This is a genomic window from Streptococcus sanguinis, assembly GCF_003943735.1.
Lineage (GTDB): Bacteria > Bacillota > Bacilli > Lactobacillales > Streptococcaceae > Streptococcus > Streptococcus sanguinis_E.
This window is the reverse complement of the sequence record NZ_RJMV01000003.1, coordinates 149,774-169,237: the sequence shown is the minus strand read 5'-3', so window position 1 is coordinate 169,237 and position 19,464 is coordinate 149,774. Positions and strand designations below refer to the sequence as shown.

General features: G+C 43.3%; 15 protein-coding genes and 2 pseudogenes. 1 reads left to right on the top strand and 16 read right to left on the bottom strand.

Going from position 1 to position 19,464, the window contains the following annotated elements:
* Positions 1-37: 37 nt before the first annotated feature.
* From hemH to D8877_RS05110, 5 genes are all read right to left on the bottom strand, one after another.
* Positions 38-1,132, bottom strand: coding sequence for a ferrochelatase (gene hemH / locus D8877_RS05130; protein ID WP_185760174.1), 1,095 nt, complete (start codon positions 1,130-1,132; stop codon positions 38-40).
* A gap of 195 nt (positions 1,133-1,327) precedes the next feature.
* The gene (locus tag D8877_RS05125; RefSeq protein ID WP_125341425.1) at positions 1,328-2,611 is read right to left on the bottom strand and encodes a glycosyltransferase; all 1,284 of its coding nucleotides are present in this window, start codon (positions 2,609-2,611) and stop codon (positions 1,328-1,330) included.
* The gene (locus D8877_RS05120) at positions 2,580-3,227 is read right to left on the bottom strand and encodes a hypothetical protein (RefSeq protein ID WP_185760165.1); all 648 of its coding nucleotides are present in this window, start codon (positions 3,225-3,227) and stop codon (positions 2,580-2,582) included. The genes D8877_RS05125 and D8877_RS05120 overlap by 32 nt, the downstream gene beginning before the upstream one ends.
* Entirely contained in the window at positions 3,220-4,362 is a 1,143-nt protein-coding gene (locus tag D8877_RS05115) for a glycosyltransferase (RefSeq protein WP_185760164.1), read from the bottom strand. The genes D8877_RS05120 and D8877_RS05115 overlap by 8 nt, the downstream gene beginning before the upstream one ends.
* Before the next feature lie 2 nt (positions 4,363-4,364).
* On the bottom strand, positions 4,365-5,135 hold the full coding sequence (locus tag D8877_RS05110; protein WP_125341422.1) for an SDR family NAD(P)-dependent oxidoreductase: 771 nt from the start codon (positions 5,133-5,135) through the stop codon (positions 4,365-4,367).
* Positions 5,136-5,274: 139 nt separating this feature from the next.
* On the opposite strand from D8877_RS05110, the gene pepT reads away from it, so the two are divergent.
* A complete protein-coding gene (gene pepT / locus D8877_RS05105) occupies positions 5,275-6,498 on the top strand; it encodes a peptidase T (RefSeq protein ID WP_125341421.1) in 1,224 nt (407 codons plus the stop codon).
* 44 nt (positions 6,499-6,542) lie between these two features.
* Here pepT and ifs read toward each other — a convergent pair whose 3' ends face one another.
* From ifs to carB, 11 genes and pseudogenes are all read right to left on the bottom strand, one after another.
* Positions 6,543-7,430 carry an NAD glycohydrolase inhibitor gene (gene ifs / locus D8877_RS05100; protein ID WP_125341420.1) on the bottom strand — a complete coding sequence of 296 codons (888 nt, stop codon included), beginning with the start codon at positions 7,428-7,430 and terminating at the stop codon, positions 6,543-6,545.
* A gap of 369 nt (positions 7,431-7,799) precedes the next feature.
* Positions 7,800-7,988: a hypothetical protein gene (locus D8877_RS05095; RefSeq protein ID WP_260468064.1), complete on the bottom strand. Its 189-nt coding sequence runs from the start codon at positions 7,986-7,988 to the stop codon at positions 7,800-7,802.
* Between the two features lie 106 nt (positions 7,989-8,094).
* The gene (locus D8877_RS05090) at positions 8,095-8,349 is read right to left on the bottom strand and encodes a hypothetical protein (protein WP_142999422.1); all 255 of its coding nucleotides are present in this window, start codon (positions 8,347-8,349) and stop codon (positions 8,095-8,097) included.
* A 234-nt stretch (positions 8,350-8,583) separates the two neighbouring features.
* On the bottom strand, positions 8,584-9,192 hold the full coding sequence (locus D8877_RS05085) for a hypothetical protein (protein WP_125341418.1): 609 nt from the start codon (positions 9,190-9,192) through the stop codon (positions 8,584-8,586).
* Positions 9,193-9,296: 104 nt separating this feature from the next.
* Positions 9,297-10,043 (bottom strand): PoNe immunity protein domain-containing protein, encoded by a 747-nt coding sequence (locus D8877_RS05080; protein ID WP_125341417.1) that lies wholly within the window; start codon positions 10,041-10,043, stop codon positions 9,297-9,299.
* Between the two features lie 67 nt (positions 10,044-10,110).
* The gene (locus D8877_RS05075) at positions 10,111-10,716 is read right to left on the bottom strand and encodes a hypothetical protein (RefSeq protein ID WP_049539186.1); all 606 of its coding nucleotides are present in this window, start codon (positions 10,714-10,716) and stop codon (positions 10,111-10,113) included.
* Between the two features lie 108 nt (positions 10,717-10,824).
* Positions 10,825-11,352, bottom strand: a complete 528-nt coding sequence (locus D8877_RS05070) for a hypothetical protein (RefSeq protein WP_125341416.1) — start codon at positions 11,350-11,352, stop codon at positions 10,825-10,827.
* Between the two features lie 154 nt (positions 11,353-11,506).
* A pseudogene (locus D8877_RS12570) lies at positions 11,507-12,007 on the bottom strand (pneumococcal-type histidine triad protein); the annotation flags it as partial.
* A gap of 465 nt (positions 12,008-12,472) precedes the next feature.
* A pseudogene (locus tag D8877_RS05065) lies at positions 12,473-15,043 on the bottom strand (pneumococcal-type histidine triad protein); the annotation flags it as partial.
* Between the two features lie 9 nt (positions 15,044-15,052).
* Positions 15,053-15,991: a metal ABC transporter solute-binding protein, Zn/Mn family gene (locus D8877_RS05060; protein WP_125341414.1), complete on the bottom strand. Its 939-nt coding sequence runs from the start codon at positions 15,989-15,991 to the stop codon at positions 15,053-15,055.
* A gap of 282 nt (positions 15,992-16,273) precedes the next feature.
* Positions 16,274-19,453, bottom strand: coding sequence for a carbamoyl-phosphate synthase large subunit (carB, locus tag D8877_RS05055; RefSeq protein WP_125352606.1), 3,180 nt, complete (start codon positions 19,451-19,453; stop codon positions 16,274-16,276).
* Positions 19,454-19,464: the final 11 nt, after the last annotated feature.

The following is a 19,464-nucleotide window of genomic DNA, read 5'->3' as shown; positions in this document are numbered from 1 at the left end:
AGAATAATCTTATAAAATCATCAACGAATATGAACAATCAACTCTTGGGCAGTTTTCCTGCTTTCTCCAGCATTTTCTTGACAAAATACGGCATCTTAACATTCTCACGCCCCTTTTTCTCAATTAGCTTCTTGACGAAATCTGGCATTTTCAGCTCTGCATCCTCTGCAAGAATCTGGCTGCTCTCCTCCGACGGCTGCAATTCATCAAAGGTTTCTTCTTCTGGAAAGCATTCTTTGAAGGGTTCATGCTCATGGCGGCGGATAGTTTGAATCAGGGCGTCAATTAAACGGTCGTCTGCATTGGGCATAGGCGGTCTATGATAAGCAACACCCAGTTCATCGCAAAGTTCCTTACACTCCACGTCATTGTCAAAAAGGACCTCTATATGCTCACTGATAAAACTAATCGGCACAAAAATATAATGCTGCGGATGTGTTTCTTGCTGGCGCATGTAGTCCAGCACGTCAGGCTTGATCCAAGGGAGTCCAATGTCACTCTCACTTTGCCAAACATTGAGATAATCCTCTTCTGTCAGACCTAACCTTTCAGCAATCAAGCGGGCATTGTCATAGATCTGATCAATGTAAGGATCTCCGAAATCCAAGGCCAGAATAGGCACACTGTGGGCTGAGAAGAAAATCTTGAAGGTCTCTTCTCCAACCTCTTCTCTAAGAATCTTTCTCAGCTCCTCTGCCCAATAATCAAGAATAGCTTCTTCCTGATACCATTCCTTAATGATATTAAAGCGGATGGAATCACTCTGGATAAACTTCTCATAGCCCATGACAGAATAGTAAGAAAAATGAGGCTCTAGAATCAAACAGATACAATCCTCAATACCATCCTCTTCCATCTGCTCAATCACATCAGGGATAAAAGGACGTGAAAATTTATTGGCAAAATAAACCGCATACTCACCAGATAAACGCTGACGGACCTTTTCCACCTCTTCTAGACTGATACGCTGCAGAGGCGTTCCACCGATGAGGACATAGTTATCATAGAGGGTCTGAATTTCATGGTCTTGCGGCCTGACACCGCGGCGAATGTTGGTAAAAAATTCAGCCACTCCCTCAAAGCTAATCTCCTCTGGCGAGCCAAAAGTCATCATTAGAATTGCTTTCTTCATCATCTTTCCTCTTCAGTCACTCCGAGAAAGCCAAGTTGACTTTCCAATGACTTTCTTGTAATCACTTTCATTTTAACATCTTAAAAAAGACTTGAATAGACCAAAAAACCTATTCCTTAAAAAGAATAGGGAAATTTAATAATTCAGATATTTTAATGTTGGAGACATGCTTTAATGGTTTGTTGAGTGTTCCAGTTATAAATCAACCTTGAGCAGGCGCCCCAGCTCCTGATAGAGAATCTCTGTAGGCTGATATTCTTTACTTTGCTGGGCAAGAGTTTTCAACCGAGACCAGTCCGTGCGATTTGTCAATTCCTTAAAAAGGCGCAGCACTTCTGCATCGGTCTTTCTGCGAGAAACCAGCCCCACCTGAGCTAGCTCAGCACGAACGGCATTGTCAAACTGGTCATAATCCTGCGGCAAAATGAGACTGGGAATCTCCTGCTCAATACAGGCCATCATGATACCCGTTCCTGCGTGGTGAATGGCAAAATCTATCTTGTCCAAGATATCTGTATAAGGAAGATAGTCAAAGAGCAGCAGGTTTTCCGCCAGTCTGTGCGGAGGATTCTCCAAGCCACTAGCTTCTCCCAAGGTGACGTAAAAGAGGTAATCTGGGTAGAGCTGACTCAGCTTTTTCGCCCGCTCCACCATGCGCTCCTTCTCCCATTTTAAATGCGTTCCGCAAGTCACTAAAACCCGCTTCTTATCGGTCTCAAAATAAGACTCATGATCTGCAGGCAGGCGATCAAAGGACAGGCATTTGTAGCCAACCCAGCGAAGGTGCTTGGGAAAATCATCTCGAAACTCCAGCTCTTTCATACCCAAAGCCAAGATAGAGTAAGGCGAGTAAATAGCTTCTGTGCCGTCTTCCCTATAGAGTTTAAAATCTTGATAGTCTCCCAAACTCTTCCGAACTAAAGCAAAGGCCATTTTCTTTCCACAGCGAATAACTTGCCTGCCTAAAGCATCTCTGAATTTGTACAAGACACCCTGATGAGGTTTCCAGCCCCCTAAATAGGTCGGAGTTGTCGTCCGGCACTCAATAGCAACCGGACTCGGAATCGTGGTTATCCATGGGATACCAAAGCGATCAGAAATCAAGCCTGCTGGTGAAGCAACAAAATCCGCTATGACCAAATCTGGTTTACCACCCTCTTTCCAAATTTGATTTAATTCATCTATAACTTCGGGAATGAGTCTGGAATTGGCCCGAAACTGCTGATAGGCAATCAGAAGATTGCTTTGCTGCGGAGTATTGGCGATGTCTTCCATCACGGTCGGTCTTTCTGGAAAGAGGGCTAGACAGTCAAAATCGATTTCCTCTACTAACTCTTTCTTTTGGCAGCCAGTGATGACCCGAATCCGAAAACGCGGATCCGTCAGCAGAGGCTTGACTAAGGTCAAAGTAGGCAGCAAATGCCCACTAAATGGCACACTAATCACATCAATCTTTATCACTTTTTCTAATCCAGTCATAAACTAATCCTTTCACATCTTCCCTGTATTCATAATCAAAATGGTTGCTATCCACCACCACATCAGCTGGATGGCCATCTAGAAATCTACTGTAAATATCCTTCCTGCCTTTGATGACCAGCGAGTCAATATCCTTGCGATTTAGGAGTCTCCGTGAAACAGGCCCCAGCGCAATCACTCTCAGTCTGATCGGCAGATTTTCCTCACCCAAGCCTTCCAACCACTGGGTCAGCATATTGAGCCCAGAGCTTTTGCAGATAATGACAGCCTCCTCAGCATCCAGTAAAGGAGACAAATGCCGCTGCAAAGCCTCCTGAAAGCGAGAATTGTAGAGAGTATGCCAATAGTAACGGATATTGGAAATGGAAGCATTCAGCAAGGAAACTTGGGATTGTCTCCCGTGCTCAAATCTCTGATTAAACGGAAAATTACTAGCCACCACTGAGAAACCCGGTGGACAAATCTGCTCAAGAAACTCAAGCTGTCCTGCGGTCAGACTAGCACTCTCCAAATGACTGCTGCCACTGAGAAAAAGCAAGACCTTGCTAGATTTCAACATGGTTTGATCTAGCGACAGAGCATCCAACTTATCCAAGTACTGCTTCATCTTACTCATAACGGATTTTCCCATCCGTCACTCGAATCTTCCTTCCCCGCCAGTTAATCACCCGCGGACTGAGCAAGACATAGAGGAAAAGCCAAGGCAAGAGTAAATCATTCAGGACTTCGTAGAACACCTCATCAGGATGCGGCCGACCGGATAGAATGTGACGACGATAAGCCAGCATCCAAACCGCCTTGACCAAGAGCAAAATCAAAGCCAGCAGCACAAAAGGCCAGCCAAGAAAGAAACTAATGAGCAAGGCAGGAAGGGGCAGGAAACTAGGCAGAGCAATTAAAATAATAACCTTCCAGTCCAAGTGCTCTTTCAGATAGATAGAGCTAAAAAGCAGCCATCGCTTCATTTGCAGCAGATATTGCTTGGCATCCTTGATCGTAGTCCGAACATTACAAGTCACCCGCGTCTGGATAATCTCCACTCCCTTGCTGCGTAAAAAATCCGCTACAGCCAAATCATCACATAGGTAGTATTTTATAGCGCTGAAGAGCTTCTGCTCCCTAGCCAGTTCAAGTGGTAGGATGTAGAACATTCCATTAATCGAGTGATTTGCTTTGACTTCTGCCATGGTAAAATAGGTAATGAAAGAATTTCCATTGACAAAAGCTGCCACTAGCTTGGACCAGAAATTACTTCGCTCCTGATTATAGGGAATACCGGTCAAAATAACATTCTCACCTAGATGAGCTGTCAATTCTCCCATTTTTGAAAAATCAATGACGCTGTCGTCGTCGAGAACAATCAAATAAGGTCGAGTCAGCTCATCTATAATCTGCTCAATCTTATAACTCTTAGGATTAATCCCCTGGGGGACATCCTCCATGAGAAAAATGCGAATGCGCTGGGCATAAGAAGGATTTTGACAAATCTTGTCAGCCACTCGCTGCGCCTCTGGGTCAGACTGATCAATCAGCCAGTAAAACTCAACTGCTTCAGTCTGTTGGAGATTGGCTAATAAATCATTTTCCAAACGAGGATCACCAGATAGGATGGGCTGAACCACCGTATAAAGCTCCTCTTGAAAGTCTGATGAAGAGCTCTGCCCTTTTTTCAAATAAGCCAAAGACAAGAGCCAACGCAAGATAAAGAGAAGCAGGTAAGCAGATGTCAGCAGGAAAAAAATAAGTTTCATGTTCAAAGCCCCTTTCGTAGATATGCGCCAATCAAACGGATAATCCATCTTTGCGGAAGTAGCTTCATGAGCCAAGCCAGTAGTCGATATCTCTTGCCCACTATAGCATAGGAACGGCCTTGCTGGAGCAGTCCGATGATGCGTCGTGCCGCTATCTCTGGGCTCATCTGTAATTGACCACCACCCAAAGCATCCTGCAGCTCTGGAGGAAAGATAGCAGTCCAAACCGGTCCTAAAATATAAAGACAAACTGTCATTTCAGAGCCTTTGAGGCGCAGCTCTTCTTGCAAGGCTAGACAGTAGGTCTGCAAAGCGGCCTTACTGGAGCTGTAAGCTGCCAAATAAGGATGGGGACAAAGGGCTGCCAGAGAGGAAAGTTGGACAAGTCTTATCTTTCGATTGCGCTCCGCAACTTGCTTGAACAGCCGAATAGGCGCTTGGTAATTAACCTGCCAGAGGGCATTTTCATCTGCTTCCGAAAGAGATAGCGCTGGACCAAAATTAGCCAGACCGCAGCAATTAATCAATAGATCTGCCTCTAGCTGCTGAGCAAAATCATCTACTGCAGCTGCATCCAGCAAATCCAATACTCTGTAGGTAAGCTTGGCCTTGACTCCAGACAAGTCCTCTTGCAACTGGGTGAGTTTAACTTCATCTCTGCCAACCAAGACTAGCTGGTCTATCCTTTGAGCCAGTTCTTTAGCCAGCTGACGACCTATACCTCCCGAAGCACCCAAAATCACAGCTTTGCTGATTGTTTTTTCCATTTGCATAGATATAGTTTACCAGATTTTGACAAGATATAAAACTAATTGATAGATTTTGCCTTTGCCTTCAAGAAACGAAAAACATTTCTCACTCTCCCCTGAATATGCTAAAATAGACTTAAATGAAATGAAAAAAGGAGCATTTATGAAATATCCTAATCTTTTAGAGCGTTTCCTGACTTATGTCAAGGTCAACACGCGCTCAGACGAGACATCTGCTACTACACCCAGCACTCAGAGTCAGGTGGACTTTGCCAACAAGGTCCTCATCCCTGAAATGAAGCGGGTCGGTTTGGAAAATGTTTATTACCTACCCAACGGATTTGCGATTGGAACTCTGCCAGCCAACGACCCTAGCTTTACCCGCAATATTGGTTTTATTTCCCACATGGATACGGCAGACTTCAACGCGGAAAACATCCAGCCGCAGGTCGTTGAGAATTATGACGGCGGTGTGATTCCGCTGGGACAATCTGGCTTTAACTTAGATCCTGCGGACTTTGCCAGTCTCCATAAATACAAGGGCCAAACCCTGATTACGACTGACGGAACAACCCTTTTGGGAGCAGACGACAAGTCAGGTATTGCTGAAATCATGACTGCTATCGAATACCTGTCTACCCATCCAGAAATCAAGCACGGAGAAATCCGAGTTGGCTTTGGACCAGATGAAGAAATCGGTATCGGAGCTGATAAGTTTGACGCTGAAAACTTCGATGTGGACTTTGCCTACACAGTGGATGGCGGACCTCTAGGAGAACTCCAGTACGAAACCTTTAGCGCCGCTGGAGCAGAGCTGACCTTCCAAGGCCGCAATGTCCATCCGGGAACTGCTAAAGACCAGATGGTCAATGCTCTCCAGCTGGCTATTGACTTCCACAATCAGCTGCCAGAAGCCGACCGGCCAGAGAAGACCGAGGGCTACCAAGGCTTCTACCACCTGATGAACCTGACCGGTACAGTCGAAGAAGCCCAGGCTAGCTATATTGTCCGCGACTTTGAGACAGAGGCTTTTGAAAATCGCAAAGCTGCTATGCAGGCTATCGCTGATAAGATGAACCAAGAGCTGGACAGTGAGCGTGTTATCTTGACCCTCAAAGACCAGTATTACAATATGAAACAGGTCATTGAGAAGGACATGACACCTATTAATATCGCCAAAGCAGTTATGGAAAGTCTGGACATCCAGCCTATTATCGAGCCTATCCGTGGCGGAACTGATGGCTCTAAAATTTCCTTTATGGGCATCCCGACCCCCAACCTCTTTGCCGGCGGCGAAAACATGCATGGTCGCTTTGAATATGTCAGCCTAGAAACCATGGAACGCGCTGTTGATACCATCATCGGCATTGTTTCCTATCAAGATTAAAAACGAAACCACAGAAGTTCACAAAGGATTTCTGTGGTTTTTTCTCACTCTGGCAATTCTATCTTCAAACTCATATCTGTATTCTGCAATGTCTTTTGAACAGCTGCCAGCAAAGCCAGTCCATTATCAGATGGAGAATACTGGAAGGTGATATGAATGACCTTTTTATCAAAGATATCGCCATATCGTGCTACATACTGCTTGCTTTCGAGGAAGTAGATATAGTTATTGAGTTTTTCTTGAAGTTTCAACAAATGCTCCTCCTCCAAAGCTTCTATCCATTTGTTTTCATCAATCAACAACAACTCTAGATGGTCATCTGAAATACCCATCGCATCTATACTTGTAACATCTAGTTCAATTTTCTCAACTGTTTTAATGGAACCTACTACCTTTGGTGGATTGTAGTATTTTTCCTTGAATTCCTTGAGAATCTTCTCTACCCTTTCTTCATCACACTGTCTGTATAACGAACTATGGTCTAATACATTACAGAGTCTTTCATAAGTATACGTACGTTTCTGCTCATCTGATAATTTTGAAATACTTTCTATAATATTTCTTACTAACTCATCTGTTTCAATAACAAAGGGAAGGCTTGTATATCTTCTTAAACGACTGCCTTGCATAGAAATATAATCAGTTACCTTATCTAATTTGACTAGGTCAACCGATAAGCTAAAATCTTTCAAGATTTCAAAAGTTCTTTTTGCTATATCCTCATCACCTTCCACATACAGAGGGTACAAGCAATACTCCATCAATACTCCAATATCTGTACTATCAAGCTCATAAGAATCTCGTTGTCGAAAACGATACCTAGCTTCCGTCCCTAGAAAAACTTCAGCTTCTTTTCCTTCTTTCATTATTTCACGATAGTCTTTTACAAAATTTTGATAATTTTCTTTATTTTTCAATTTATATGTCTGCATTTATTTACTCCATTGATTTATTCAACCCAATTCTAGATAATTACTCGGTCTATTTGTTGAACAATAGTGTTAAATTTTTGTAATTGTAAAAATAACTGATTCCATCATAAACTACTTTCTTACTATCTTAACAATGTAGGGAGATTTTTCTAGTTCGAATTAGAGAAAACTTTTCTGCCTCGATTGGTAAAGAACAGTAATACAAATGTCCATACCTACTTTCAACTAAATTATCCTTCTTCCATAGTCCATTTCTATTTAAAAATTCTATATCGTCAGAAACAATCGTTACCCATGAATTAGGTTTATCTAAATTATCATCACTTCGTTGAAAAATATCCCATTTTTGTTCATTAAACCAAATATGATCTATAATTTTATATTTTTTTCAACCTGTTTTTCTGTCAAGTATTTTCTATATTGTTTCAACTCTGAATCAAATAATTTATAACCATTATTCTCTGATAAAGGATCATAGGAAATCAAATAATATCCTGTACTATCACAATCAAAGTATTGATGTTCAATTCCATCAACCACTATGTATAATTTATCCATCATCCCTCCACGTATTCAACACATGACAGGCATTTTCTACTTAAGTGGTGATACATAATCATCTGGAAGTTTAGATTCATTATCAAATCAATTAATATATTATCCGTCATTTTTCTTTTTTTAACTCTTTCTCCAATTGTTTTAAGACTACTAAAATCTCACTTTTATGATCCATTGTTTCATCTACAAATCGTCTCGCTAAACTAAAAAAACTAATTTGATCGATATTTTCTTCTAGTTCTATATGTTCAGTTAAGTTGTAGATATCCTGTATGATTCCAGGATATAATTTCTGACTCGGATATTCTAAGTCAATTAAATCTTGTAATTTATCTATATATTTCATGTATTTATTTTTCATAATTAAAATCTTATTTTATTAACTAAAGAAAACTTTTGAATCCCCTTTTGCTCATATTGTTCGATTTCTTGAATTCTCTCTTCAGAATCCTGAATAGCTTTTTGAAAATGTATCTCTTAATTCCATGTATATTTTCTTTATTCGCATCTAGAAAATAGCTTTGCTGAGAAACCTTTCTCTTTATTAGATATAGCATATCACTAATGTAGAAAGAGATAAAACTTCCTCCCCTCTCTATTCTGCTTGCTGTTCTCCAGAATTTTGCTGCCTCAAGTCTTGTAAGGATTTATCAACCACCTTCTTAATCGTCTCGTCATCAGCTCCAGGGATATGGTAATGAGAGTTACTATTATCACTACTGGAGCTTTCCGTTTGAGCTCTTTCTTCAATGGCAGTTGACGAATTAGACATAGAAGATGTTGATGTGGTAGATGTTCCCTCATTAGCCTTGAGTGCATCATTTAGCTCTTTATAATTAATCTTCTGCTGCTGAACAGGTCTATAGAATACTGCAAAGGAGAGAAGCAAAGCTAAAGTTGCACCGATACCTGCTAATGTCCTTTTATTAGCCTCAGCCGTAGGAATCTTTACTCCTTTTGTACTAAGATCTTTCCATTCAGGATGCTCTTCTTCCATCGCTTTTTTCTGTTGCCAAAAAGGAACAAGCAGAAAATGATTCACTGGTATGACAGACGCCATGGCTGTTGCCAAAAGCGGGATAAATCTGGAAGAACTAATTATTAGCATACAATCTAGTATGGCAAATAAAATGAAAAGGAAAATCACTAAAGCAAGACGAATTCTATACTCCTTTTTAACCTGTAAATATTTCTCTTGGGACATCTTAAAACCTTCCTTATTTTTAGTTTCATTTGTAATTTTTAATAGAGATAGTCAATATTTCTGTAAATCGTTAATGCTATCACTTAATTATCTCTTAGTATACTTTAGACTTCTGCACCCTCAGCAACCAAACCATAAGGGAAATACTGAACACTTTCCAATTTCCTGTAATCCAAGCCCTTGAGCTTGCAGAGGGCACCTGACTCAAAGGACCAATAACCATAATAATTATCAATATTCCGCTTATGCAAATCATACCAACCTTCATCTCTGCTTCCCTGATACCATTTTTTTATCAAGTATTCTTGGAGAAGTTTGAGAGCCTGTTCAGCATTCTCTTCTTCAATGATTTTCCGAGTAAAGCCGTAGGGCCTTGGAAAATTATAGTTTATCCGAATCTTCCAATCTGGATGACGAGACTGGATGAGATAATCAATCAAATAGTCCTCTGGATCATCCTTTTTGACCAAATCTACCAACTTATCAAAAGCTGCCTCATCAATATCTAAAAGAATGCCAATGGAAAGAGCCCAAAGCATTTCATCATATCCAGAATTGCTCTGCCAAACTGGAAGCAGACTGTTGACAAAGTTAATATATTCCTCCTTAAAATCTTCAAGAGGATAACCAGCTGTATAGGTGGCAACTAGTATTTCTTCGGTTAATACATTAATCGTCCCCTTGATATTTGCAATAACTTCGTCATTTGTTAGCTTGTATCTTTGAACTCCTTCCTCCGTATCCTTAATTAAACCATTAATTTCTTTTTGCTTTTCATTTATTATTCTTTTTTCAAAATCAATTAACTTTAGTATTTTATCTTTTGTAGTCAATGTATCTCTAAAAGTCATTTATTATCCTCCTACGGCCATATCTCACCTTCTTTTAGGTTAATGAATTTTCAACTTATTCACAGCCTTATTGATTATTATTCTGATTTTCTTCCTCACGTTGTTTATGAAGATCTTCGAGAAATTGCTTCTGAACTTCTTTTAACATACTACTGTTCGGGATTTTACTATTAGCAGAGCTGTCTGACGATGAAGAAGAAGTTGCTTCTGTATTTTGCTGTTCAGACGATTCTTCTGATATCTCTGTTGAGGATTGGGCTGGCTCATGATTCTCAATGCTTTCATATACTTTAGGATCAATGATAATAAATGGCTTTGTCACAACTGGCCTATAAAGCGAAAAGAAAGAAACAATGAGAACAAGCCCCGTGCCAAGAAATATCGAAACAGATTTTAAAAGATTTTCGCCTAAAATCTTTATGTCTTTTCCCTTAATTTTCTTCCAATCAGGATGCTCAGCTTCGATTGCTTTTTTGCGTTGCCAACAAGGAAATAGAAACCCAAAATTAAGTCCAAACATCGTAATTGTAAAAATAGACATAAAACTATGATATGGAGAATGATTTGCAATCATAACAAGTGATAAAACAGCTCCTAAAATCACAAGCAATATGATGAAGAGCAAGCGGAGATTCGCTTCTTTCTTTAAAATTAAATATTCTTCTTTGGTCATTTTTCTCTCGTTTCTTTTTTATGCTTCAAATTTCACTACTTAAATATTCTTAATTTTTTTAGAAATCAATACCTTAATCCAACTTTCAAATTATAAGTTTATCTATGTCTACTCCCCACTTTCGTTTTGTCCGACCGACGAAGCCTCAGATTGATTGTCGCCTTGACTGTCTCCAGTGCTGGCTGAACTATCCGATTTTGGAAAATCCAAACTATACTCAGTTTCTGTACTAATCGCTGGAAGATCAACATCTATTATTTCCTGATTTTGAACAGGATGATAATAAGCGAAAAAGGCCCAAACCATATAAACAAGAATAGCTGGATATACAATCAGATGTCTTCCCCAAAAATTCCCAGAAGCTTCAGCACCTCTTGTAGATATACCTTTCAATTCTGGATACTGAGCCTCATATTGTTTCTTTTTTGTCCAATACGGCCTTGATATAACAATACCTGCAAACACAACTAAGCCAATTGAAACATTTTCAAAGATTAGATTCCTAGATCTTGAATAGACCAAAATAAAGGATAGAATAGCTCCTGTAATGGCCGTTAGCAAGAATATAAGGCGGCTATAAATAGCTTCTTTTTTTACTCTAAGATATTCTTTGATGGGTAGTTCTTTTTCTGCCATGATGACAATCCTTTCATCTATCAGTCTCTGTTTATTTTAACACAATATCAATCAAATAAGTATATGCTTGTGAAAATCAAAAACGAATGATGGTCTTAGACTTGGCTTGGTCTTCATCATTCGTTTTATTCTTGTTTTACATCAAAATGTAAGCTTAGCTAATCTGAACAATTTTCAGCTGGCCGTCAGCTCCTGTAAAGCTGATGCTTCTAGTTGCTGCATTATAGCTGAAAGTCTCTGGGCTGACACCGTAGAGCTGAGAAAGCTCCTGCAATTTCTGGTTGAATGCTTCCTCTGTCATGCCAAAACTCGCTGCTAAGCTTGATTGACCAGTTGGATTTGCAGCTGTCAAAGCTTCTGCTGGTTTGTCAGATTGGTTTTGAGCTGCTTCTCTAGTGGCAGATTCGGAAGGTAAATTGCCATTTTGCGCAGTTTCTGGAGCACTGCTGTTTGCTGACTGAGCAGAAGAAGGCTGTTCAGCCGGTGCTTTCAGGAAGCCTTTTTGCACCGCATAGGCATCCGCTGCTTGGCGCTCGGCTTCTGACAAGTCTTTCTTGTAAATATAGTGCTCGTGGTCCAGATGGGCTACCCGATAGCCTTGCTCATCCGCTCCGACCATGTCCTGCAGATTAAAGTGATAGCCATCATCTTCCCTATGCTGAGAATCGGACTCGTTTGTTCCCTCAGGATGGACGAGTGACTGCTGGAAGGCCAGGATTTCCTTAAGCAGCTCTTTCTTGTCTGTAGCTCTCTGTCCAAGCTTATCAAAAAGCTGGTCCAGCTGCTGGTATTGCTGCTCGCTTCCTTGATTCTTTTCCAAATACTGATGGATAGACATGAGCAGATTATAAAGCTGCTGATAAACTTCCTGATTTTCCGTATTAGCCGGCTCTTCCTTTTGTCCAACAATGGTTCGGCTCATCTGATCTAAAAGCTTCTGACTTGCTGCCAGCAGAGCTTGCTTGTCTGAGCTGCTACTCTTTAATTCCTTGCCTAGTTCTAAGATTCTAGCTGCATAGTCTGCTCGGCTGTTTTGGTCCTTTACTTCTCCTAGCAATTCCTGCGCTTTTCCAAGAAAGACAAGGGCTTGAGCACTCTTCTCACTATCATCCGAGGTGCCAAAATCATCATAAATCCCCTTCAAAAAGTCATAAATCATGGCCTTATAGGTTGGCTGATCTGGCTCTCCCTGATCCAGCTCTGTCTTTTCAGAGGACGCAGAAGGCTGGCCGCTAGCAAGGGCTGCTGCAATCTCTTTCTTGGTCTGATAGAGGGCAGGGAAAAGCTGTTGGAGATTGGTCGCTTCTATAAAGGCTTGAGACTTATAGAGTGTCAAGGTCAGCCCAGCTGCTTTTCTGCGCAGCTCAGGGCTCAAACGCCCATCCTCTAAAGCTTGGTAGAAATAACGAATATAATCAACCGCTGTGACGCCTGTCCGATCATGATAATCTTCTAAAGCGGATAGTAATTGTCCTAGCTCTGCCATTTCAGCTTGATTCTGGCCAGCATAAGCATTTTGCAGACGCTGTAGCAAGACATCTTTCTTCAGTCCATAGCTATCCGTGTCAATTCGGTTCATTCTCTCCAAAAGTCCTTGATAGGTCTTGTCTAGCTCGGTCTCTTGGATTGGCTTGACCGTCTGATCCACATGGATAAACTGCTTATCAAAGTTATCCAGACTGCTCAGGTAGCCAGCAGTTGAGTTGCTAGGCAGCTTCTTCATGGTTTCCACGAACTGCCCCAAAGCAAGCTCAATCCGCCGCTGCATAAGAGGATCATCGGCATAGAGACGCTGACTGTCCGCTTTTAGGCTTTCTACTTTTTGCAAAATAACGGCCTCATCATAATCGCCCTGCTCATACTTAGATTGAATCTGAGGCAGACGATTTTTCAAGGCTTCTGCTGCGCCCTTGGACTGAATCTTGATATAGTGGTTATGGTCGCCATGAGGAATGACAAACTGACCATCTTCCACCTGCAGACTGTAAGGCGAAAGACCTGAGCGCAAGGCTGTTGTGTAGAGCTCATTCATGAAGTCCAGCTCTGCATTGCCCGTTACCAGAGGAATGCGGACATGCTCCTTGCGAACAGCATAGGGGTGGATATGCGTCGGATCATAGGCTTGGTCAGGGTTATTAAAGACAAAGAAGCCATTTGAGATGCGAACCGCTTCCTTGGGAACACCATAGGTTTGGCAGATATAAGCAATCTTTTCCTCATCGCTGGCATCGCGTGAATAGCGTTCAGCATCATTAACTGCTACAGACGGTTTTACTGGCTGCTGCTTGGCCAAGACCCGTTCCGCTGCTTGAATCTGTTCAGCAGTCAAGTCTTTCTTGTAAAAATAATGAGCATGGTCTCCATGCGATACCATATAGCCTTGGTCGTCCTTGCCAATGACAGCCTCCGCATGAAAACCATGGTCGTGATCAGGCTGTGATGGTAGCTGAGGCTTCAAAGCTTGCAGTGGATCGCCCAGCGGCTCGTAAGTATATCCAATAGGAATCAAGCGGGCAATCTTCGCTTCCAAGTCTGACAGCTTGTCATAAGGAATGAAATGATGGTGGTCTCCGTGGGGTATAACGACCCCATTTTCTGTCCGACGGCTGATTTTCAGCGGGTCAAACACCACACCGTCCCCTTCATGATAGCGCTGAGACTGAGGCAGGGCATAGAGTTGCTGCAGCAGACTTGGCAAGGATGGCTGAGACGGCAGAAGCGGATTAGATGAATTCGGCTGAGTAACCGCTAAGCCAGGGCTTGGCTGCTCAATCTTTGAATGATTTGGCAGCTGTGGAGTCGGATTTGAGACTAGCCTACCCTGATTGCCAGCACTATTTTGATTCCATGTGTTGGAAGAAGTTATTGTCCTGCCGTAGTCAGGCGGATTCACCCGTCCGTCAGCCCGCCTGCTATTCCAGTAGCTCTGAGCCGCAGCCAATTCTGCTGGCGACAAGTCGCTCTTGGGAATATAGTGAAAATGCCCGCCATGTGGCACGATAAATGCATCGCCAGTATCCTCGATGACGTCAGAGGGACTGAACGTATAACCATCATCCGTCCTGTATCCCCCTTGGCCTTGATAAGAAACTCCTGCAAGGTCTGCGGCCGTCTTTCCCGCAGCTAGGGACTTGCTGGGCTGGCTGAAATCGCGAATCCTGCTTGATTTTGTAGTGGAAGATTTGCCGCTATCGCCTTCTTCCTTGGTCTTATGCAGCTTCTTCTGCCGCGCAATCTCATCTACCGAGCGGACATTGCTGGTATGCTTGGCATCCTTGAGGTAGAGATAATACTTTCCCTCTACCTTGATGATGTAACCATCCTTGACCTCATTGACAATATCTGCTTCCTGCAGCGTGTAGTTAGGATCTCGGATAATCAACTCTTCGCTGATAATGGCATCAAAAGGCACCTTTCCATCAAAGTAATGATAATGGTCTCCATGGGAAGTGACATAGCCCTGATCTGTGATTTTCACGACGATTTGCTCTGCTTCAATACCTTCCTCATCATTGATTTGGTCAGATGTCAAATTTTTATCCGTCTTGTCACCCGAAGTCTTGTCCTCAATATAGGCTACTTTGTTATCTTTGGTCTGAGTTCGAGACTGAGTTTGCCATTGGATAAGCCCGTAAGTTCCAAGACCGAGAGCTAATACAGCCGCTGAAGCAAGGAAATATTTCTTTTTCATGGTTGTCTTTTATCCTTTCAAATCTTTAGCTAAAACAGCTAGATTTTTTTCTAAATTTTCTAAATAAGATAGTTGGTTGGCTGGGTCTGCTTCCAGAGGATTCAGCTCCTTGATTTGTACACCGGTCGCCTTGACCAAGGTTTGAGCCACTTTAGAAGAAGCATTGCTTTCCACAAAAATGGTCTTCACCTGGTGCTCCTTGACAAAGTCTTCTATCTCTGTCAGCTGACGCGGACTAGGCTCCTGCTCCGGTGAAATACCAGCAATACCCAGCTGGGTCAGCCCGAAGCGCTTGGCCAGATAAGAAAAGGCTGTATGCTGGGTGACAAAGGTTTTGTTGGGCACTTTATCAAAAATATCCTGATAGCGTTCTGTCAGCTCTTTGGCCTCTTCTTGAAATTTTCGAGCATTGGCCTGATAAGTATCCCGATGGTCGCTATCCAGCTCCGACAGTCTGTCGGCGATAATCTGGGCTTCCTTCGCAGCCTTCTGAGGATCCAACCAGGTATGGGGGTCATAGAGCGTCTTCTCATCCACTCCCTCTCCAGCCTGGACATCTTCCAAGCCTGCAACCCGATCCAGCTCCATTCCCTGGGAAGCCTCAAGAACTTGAACCTTGGAATTCTTGAGACTAGGATTCAGCTCGCCAGCCCAGGACTCCAAGGTCCGTGAGTGATAGACAAAGACATCTGCATCATAGATGGCTGCCACGTCATTGGCCGAAGGCTCAAAATCATGAATACCGCTACTAGACTGAATCATGCGCACGTCATTCAGATCACCCGATACAGCCTTGACCATGGAGTAGATAGGATAAAAGCTGGTTACAATTCTCAAGCCTTGCGACGAACTGGATGGACTGGATTCTTTTTGAGACTGACAAGCCCAGAGACACAAGGCCAGGGCCAGTAGGCTAAGGCAAGCTGAGAATTTTAAAGCGCGTTTCATAATATCTCCTTAACTAATTATTAACCGGTTTATTAACTGGTTAATATCATACACTTTGTCAACTTCTTTGTCAAGTTTTTTAAGAAAATAAAGAAAAAAGGAAGTAGGATTCATTCCCACTTCCACTTTGCTTTTAATTCCAATATATTGAAAGGTTATTTATTATGACTATTCAAGGATAGAATAAGATTGGACAGATGCTTCTCTCAAGCTTAACTGTTTGAAATTCCTTTTCCAACTTTCAGACCGGCAAACGACAATCTGGAACACAAAAATCTAGCTCTATATCGCCTCTGTAGTGAAACTACGGCTTTCCAGCACCTTCAGCATGGCATCAGCTGTGTCCAAGGCTGTGAAAAGTGGAACTCCGTGCTCAATAGCTGAGCTGCGGATTATTTGACCATGCTTATCTGCTGTTCGCTTGGTTCCGACCGTGTTGATAATAGCCTGAACCTTGCCCTTGCGGATATAGGCTGGGATGTCCTTGTTATCATCACTGCCGATTTTTTCTACCAGACGGACGTGTAGGCCATGATTTTCAAAATAGGAGGCTGTTCCCTTGGTTGCCCAGATACCATAGCCAATATTGGCAAAACGCTGAGCCAGCTGTAGGGCTTCTTCCTTGCTGTCGTCTGCAATAGTAAAGACGACATTTCCAAAGTTTGGCAGATGGAGATAGGAAGCTTCAAAAGCTTTATAGAGTGCTTTTTCGAGTGTGCGGTCGCTGCCCATGACTTCACCGGTAGACTTCATTTCAGGCCCCAAAAGACTGTCAACCTTTGCCAGCTTGGTAAAGGAGAAGACTGGCGCCTTGATATGAACCATGGAACTTTCTGGATGGAGACCATCTTCATAGCCCAGCTCTGCCAAAGTTTCCCCAAGAATCAAACGAGTCGCTACTTGCGCCATCGGAATATCGGTTACCTTGGACAAGAAAGGAACAGTCCGGCTGGCCCGTGGATTGACCTCAATGACATAGACCTGCTCATCTTTGATGACAAATTGAATATTCATCATGCCGATACAGTTCAGTCCCAGAGCCAAACGCTTGGTATAGTCTGCAATGGTATCCTTGACTTTCTGCGATAGGGTTTGCGGCGGATAGGCTGCCATGGAATCCCCTGAGTGAATCCCTGCCCGCTCGATATGCTCCATAATCCCTGGAATCAAGACCTGACGGCCATCAGAAATAGCATCTACTTCGCACTCATCCCCGACAATGTAAGAATCAACCAAAACCGGATGGTCTGGACTGGCCTTAACCGCTGTCCGCATATAAGAGCGTAAATCGGCTTCGTTTTCTACGATTTCCATAGCACGTCCACCCAAGACATAGGAAGGTCGCACCAGGACTGGGAAGCCAATCTTACGAGCAGCCTCTACTGCTTCCTCTTCATTAGTGGCCGTCTGACCCGGCGGCTGCGGAATATCCAACTCCTTCAGAGCTTGCTCAAAGAGATCCCGATTCTCAGCCCGATCCAAGTCCGCCACTTGGGTACCTAAAATCTTAACACCAGCCTTGGACAGGGGCTCTGCCAGATTAATGGCTGTCTGCCCGCCAAACTGAACGATAACCCCTTTAGGCTGCTCCAGCTCAATGACATTCATGACATCTTCAAAGGTCAACGGCTCAAAATAGAGCTTGTCAGAGACAGAAAAATCAGTCGATACAGTCTCTGGATTGCTATTCATGATAATTGCTTCATAGCCAGCTGCCTGAATAGCCTTTACAGAATGAACAGTCGCATAGTCGAACTCAACTCCCTGCCCGATTCGGATAGGACCTGAGCCCAGCACCAGAACTGATTCCTTGCTGGATTTGACAGATTCATTTTCAAAACCATAAGTAGAGTAGAAATAAGGCGTCGCAGACTCGAACTCAGCAGCACAGGTATCGACCATCTTGTAAACCGGCACAATCTTCTGCTCCTGCCGGATGCGACGCACCTGCTCGGCTGTCATGTCCCACAAGGCTGCAATCTTAGTATCCGCAAAACCATTTTGCTTGGCTTTCTTAAGCACATAGCTATCTCCGATATGACTAGCCAGCTCCTGCTCAATTTCGTAAATGTGGAGCAGTTTATCCAGGAAAAAGACATCAATCTTGGTCAGCTCAGCAATTTCATCTGGACTGTAACCACGGCGAATAGCCTCTGAGATGTAGAAAATCCGGTCGTCTTGCGCCTTGACAATCTTCCTCATCAGCTCATCATCGCTTACTTGGCTGAGAGCAGGCAGCTCATTGTGGTCCACACCAACTTCCAGAGAGCGGCAGGCCTTGAGCAGACTCTCCTCAATATTGCGGCCGATAGCCATGACTTCGCCAGTCGCCTTCATCTGGGTTCCCAGACGGCGCTCACCCTGCTCAAATTTATCAAATGGAAAGCGCGGAATTTTAGCGACCACATAGTCCAAAGCCGGTTCAAACATGGCATAGGTAGAGCCTGTTACCGGATTGATGATTTCATCCAATGTAAGCCCGACCGCGATTTTAGCCGCAAGCTTGGCAATTGGATAGCCAGTCGCCTTAGAGGCAAGGGCTGACGAGCGGGAAACCCGCGGATTGACCTCGATGACATAGTATTTGAAACTATGCGGATCCAGAGCCAGCTGCACATTACAGCCACCCTCAATCTTCAGCGCTCGAATAATCTTGAGACTGGCGTCCCGCAGCATCTGGTATTCATAGTCTGAGATGGTCTGACTAGGTGCAAAGACGATAGAATCCCCTGTGTGGATGCCGACTGGGTCAAAGTTTTCCATATTACAGACGACCAGCGCATTGTCGGCGCCATCCCGCATGACTTCGTATTCGATTTCCTTAAAGCCTGCTATAGAGCGCTCGATCAGACACTGAGTCACTGGAGAGAGTTTGAGGCCATTTTCTGCGATTTCCTGCAGTTCTTCTTCATTGCTACAGATACCGCCGCCAGTTCCTCCCAGTGTAAAAGCCGGACGGACAATGACTGGATAGCCGATGCCAGCCGCAAATTCCAGCGCTTCATCCACTGTATTGACAATTTCTGACTCAGGGATAGGCTGTCCTAGCTCTTCCATCAGCTGCTTGAAGAGGTCTCGGTCTTCCGCTTGGTCAATGGCCGATAACTTGGTTCCCAAAAGTTCCACTCCCAGCTCTTCTAAAAGCCCTGACTTGGATAATTCCATAGCCATATTGAGTCCGGTCTGGCCGCCCAGAGTAGGCAGCAGAGCATCTGGCCGCTCCTTACGCAAAATCCGCGCAACAAACTCCAGCGTGATAGGCTCGATATAAACCCGGTCTGCAATTTCCTTGTCCGTCATGATGGTCGCTGGGTTAGAATTAACCAGGACAACACTGTAGCCCTCTTCTTTCAAGGACAGGCAAGCTTGAGTTCCTGCATAGTCAAACTCCGCAGCCTGGCCGATGACGATAGGACCAGAACCGATGACCATAATTTTCTGAATATCTTTACGTTTTGGCATAGTGCACCTCT